At 61.2% G+C, this 3,721-nt stretch carries 4 protein-coding genes and 1 pseudogene; 2 read left to right on the plus strand and 3 right to left on the minus strand.

Annotated elements, in window-relative coordinates:
- The coding region (locus tag Q0R16_RS19535; protein ID WP_366857042.1) for an IS3 family transposase at positions 1–104 on the plus strand (104 nt) is incomplete at its 5' end.
- Positions 105–244: 140 nt separating this feature from the next.
- Positions 245–706: pseudogene (locus tag Q0R16_RS05440) on the plus strand (IS5 family transposase); the annotation flags it as partial.
- Between the two features lie 58 nt (positions 707–764).
- Here the strand turns inward: Q0R16_RS05440 and ribH are convergent.
- The 3 genes from ribH to Q0R16_RS05455 form a co-directional block, all read right to left on the minus strand.
- Positions 765–1,184, minus strand: coding sequence for a 6,7-dimethyl-8-ribityllumazine synthase (ribH, locus tag Q0R16_RS05445; RefSeq protein ID WP_295633185.1), 420 nt, complete (start codon positions 1,182–1,184; stop codon positions 765–767).
- Between the two features lie 6 nt (positions 1,185–1,190).
- Complete coding sequence (ribB, locus tag Q0R16_RS05450) at positions 1,191–2,462, minus strand: 3,4-dihydroxy-2-butanone-4-phosphate synthase (RefSeq protein ID WP_295633189.1); 1,272 nt, start codon at positions 2,460–2,462, stop codon at positions 1,191–1,193.
- A 202-nt stretch (positions 2,463–2,664) separates the two neighbouring features.
- The gene (locus tag Q0R16_RS05455) at positions 2,665–3,408 is read right to left on the minus strand and encodes an HAD-IIB family hydrolase (RefSeq protein ID WP_295633192.1); all 744 of its coding nucleotides are present in this window, start codon (positions 3,406–3,408) and stop codon (positions 2,665–2,667) included.
- Positions 3,409–3,721 lie beyond the last annotated feature (313 nt).

A 3,721-nucleotide genomic window follows, 5' to 3' on the forward strand; every position in this document is an offset into this window, starting at 1 on the left:
AGGCAGCGATCTTCCAGTACATCAACGGGTTCTACAACACGCGGCGGCGTCACTCATATCTGGCCGGGATCAGCCCGCTCGCATTCGAGGCCAAGGTGGCATAATGAGATAGGTGACCGGCACGAAACCGTTACAAGTCCATAGCGGGCCATTGGGCGCGGATATTGCAGGCTGTATCAGCGGCTTATGAGGGCGACATCCAGATGATCGATAGGTCGTCGATTCGCGTCCACCAGCACGCCGCCAAGGCCAAAAAAAGGACGACCCATCCCGTTGCATTGGGCGCTCGCGCGGTGGCCTGACGACCAACATCCCCGCCCTGATCGATGCGTTCGGCTTGCCTATCGGGCTCAAGCTGCACGGAGGACAAGCGTCTGACGGGTGCAGCGCCGACGACATGCTCGACGGTCTTGGCGAGGGCGATGTTCTTCTCGGCGACCACGCTTTCGACAGCGATGCAATGCGCGCGACCCTGGCTGCACGCGGCACATGGGCCTGCATCAAGCCGACGCCCAACCGCAAACGCATCCCGGCGTTCAGCCCGTTCCTCAGTCGCTGTCGCAAGTTAGTCGAGCACTTCGCCAGCAAACCCAAACATTTCCGCGCCGTCTCTACCCAATACGAGAAACGCGCTACCAACTACCTCGCCTCAGTCCAACTCGCCTCCATCAGGATTTGGTTGCAGCATAACGAGTCAGTCACCTGAGCGGCACCACCGTTCCACATGGTCATGCAAAAGATTGGCTTCGCGCCGCGCGTTCCGTCTAGTTCCAGCGCTCGCGCAGCTTCAGCAGGGCGATTGCTGCCTTCGCCGCTTCGCCGCCCTTGTCCTTCTGCGCCGGATCGGCGCGGACGAGGGCCTGGTCTTCGTTTTCGACCGTCAGGATGCCGTTGCCGATCGCGATGCCATCCATCGTCAGCGCCATGATCCCGCGCGCGCTTTCGCCGGCCACGATTTCGAAGTGATAGGTTTCGCCGCGGATGACCACGCCAATCGCGACATAGCCGTCGTAAATGCCAGGCTGGTCTGCCAGCGCAATCGCACCGGGTATTTCCAGCGCGCCGGGTACCGTCACGACATCGCATGAATGTCCGGCAGCCTTGATCGCCGCCTTGGCGCCGGCGATCAGCATATCGTTGAGGTGGTCGTAAAAGCGGGCTTCGACAATCAGGAACTTGGCCATGGGTACTCAGTCCTCGCTGAACGGCTTCTCGCCGACAATGTTGAGTCCGTAACCCTCGATGGCGACGACATTACGATGCGCGTTGGTCAGCAGCACCATTTCATGCACGTTGAGATCGGCCAGGATTTGCGCGCCGATGCCGTAGTTGCGCAGGTCCATGGCGCCCTTGGTGCTGCCGCAAACTTCGTCGATCAGATGCGCTGGATCGTTCGGCATCAGCAGCACGATCAAGCCCGCGCCGGCCTTGCCGATTTCGTCCATCGAGCGCTGGAGAATGCGCTTGCGCGGCCCCGGAGCACCCAGCACGTCAGAAAGGATCGATATGCCGTGCATGCGCACCAGCGTCGGACGATCGGGCGTGATGGCGCCCTTCTGCAGGACCAGATGGATCGATCCATCGACCTTGTCGCGATATGTGCGGATCGTCCAGTCGCCGCCGTAATCGGACGTGAACGGCGCCACCGATACGCATTCAACCAGGTGGTCGTGGCGGCGTCGATATTCGATCAGATCGCGGATGGTGCCCATTTTCAGGCCGTGCTTGCGGGCGAACGGGATCAGATCGTCCATCCGCGCCATCGTGCCATCGCCGTTCATGATCTCGCAGATCACGCCCGACGGGTTGAGCCCGGCAAGCCGGCTGATATCGACCGCAGCCTCGGTATGTCCGGCGCGCACCAGCACGCCACCGTCGCGCGCGATGAGCGGGAAGACGTGGCCGGGCGTGACGATGTCGTCGCGCGTTTTCGAAGCGTCGATCGCAACCGAGACGGTGCGGGCGCGGTCCCCGGCGGAAATCCCGGTGGTTACGCCTTCGACTGCTTCGATCGACACGGTGAATGCGGTTTCATGGCGCGTGCCGTTGTTGCGGCTCATCAGTTCGAGGCCAAGCTGTTCCACGCGCGTGCGGGTCAGCGTCAGGCAGATCAAGCCGCGCCCGTGCGTGGCCATGAAGTTCACCGCATCGGGCGTTGCCATTTGCGCCGGGATGACAAGATCGCCTTCGTTTTCGCGGTCTTCATCGTCGACCAGGATGAACATCCGGCCGTTGCGTGCTTCCTCGATGATTTCTTCGATCGGGACGAGGGCGGGCGTATCGTCGCTGTCCGAAATGAACCGTTCGAGCTTGGCCAGGGTATCGGCCGTGGGATTCCAGCTCGGCTCTGTCATGTCGCGCAGCGTATTGGCATGAAGCCCCGCGGCGCGCGCCAGCCCAGACCGTGACATACCGCCATCGATAACGAGGCGGCGGATTCGATTGATAAGTTCTGTAGACATATGCAGACTATTTCACATCATGATGTGTGCCGCAATAGTAAAATCACATTGCGGCGCATATCATCGTCGTGTGTGATCGACACGATCGGTATACCCTCGTCGCGGTTGCAGCCGGGATGGCCGCCAAGCAGAGCCGAACATGCTGGCGATCGCGCCCATTCCGATTGCGATGCGGCATGCAAAGACTGCGATGGCCCAGCCGTTACCGCGTCAGCAGCAGGATCGTCTGGATAATCCGCCGCGTGTCCTCGATATCGCGGACCAGGATTGAATCCACGCCCACTTCGGTCACCGCATAGTCATTGCCACCGGGGTAGAGCGCATCGCCCATGAACAGCATGGCCGATAGCGGCATGCCGATTTCGTGCGACAGCCGGGTGATGCCTGTGCCCTTGTCGACACCCTCGCGTGTGATGTCGATCGAAGTCGAGCCGCCGGTCCGCACTTCGAAACCGGGAAGCATAGGGGTCAGCGAGGCCTGGATCTGCCTGCGGCGCGACATGTCGGGGTCCCAGGCGTGCTTGGCGTCGACCGGCGCCTGCTGGCCCAATGCGGAAAAGGTAATCTGCGTCCCCCGGTCCTCGATCCGTGGGCCCCAACTTTGCGCACTCTCGAGATCGAGATCCGCGATGACCCGGTCGAGTGCATGGATGACTGCCGCACGCTCGTCGATGGTCAGCGCATCGGCATAGATCGGCTGCCAGGTGCCGGCATGGCGATAGAGCTTGGTGCCCGATGTGGGCAGCAGGTAAAGCCGCGCCAGATCTGCTTCGGCGGGCAACTGTCCGACCAGTTGCGCCTCGAACTGCGGCCAGTCGCCACCAGACATCACCGCCACGTCGAATGCGTTGGTGAGCCGGCCAAGCAACGCGGCCATGTCGGGGTCGAGCGCCTGCTTGCTTTCGGCAAGCGTGCCGTCGAGATCGAATGCGATCAATCGTTTCATCAAACACTCCTGATGCCATCAGCCACAAGCCGCCGGCATCGGAAACCACGCAGACGCCGCGTGGTTTCCGATACCGTCGCAATCGCCTGAACAATTCTCACGTCTGCTCGGCGATGGACTTTGAACCTGTCCCTAACCGATGAAGTGCATCGTCGATAGCTTGGTTGAGGCTCGCGGTGTTCATGCAAGGCTTGAACTTCGCAAGGTTCAAGCGTGCACAGCGCCCATCCAAGGGCGTATCGAACAATCGACTGACAGTTGTGTGATATGGTGGACGCACTTGGGCTCGAACCAAGGACCCGCTGATTAAGAG

It is taken from the genome of Novosphingobium sp. (assembly GCF_025351285.1).
Taxonomy (GTDB): domain Bacteria; phylum Pseudomonadota; class Alphaproteobacteria; order Sphingomonadales; family Sphingomonadaceae; genus Novosphingobium.

Bases quoted from the DNA above. Each gene is read 5' to 3' on its own strand.
- ribH (WP_295633185.1), bottom strand. From the start codon at position 1,184: ATGGCCAAGTTCCTGATTGTCGAAGCCCGCTTTTACGACCACCTCAAC.
- ribB (WP_295633189.1), bottom strand. From the start codon at position 2,462: ATGTCTACAGAACTTATCAATCGAATCCGCCGCCTCGTTATCGATGGC.
- Q0R16_RS05455 (WP_295633192.1), bottom strand. From the start codon at position 3,408: ATGAAACGATTGATCGCATTCGATCTCGACGGCACGCTTGCCGAAAGC.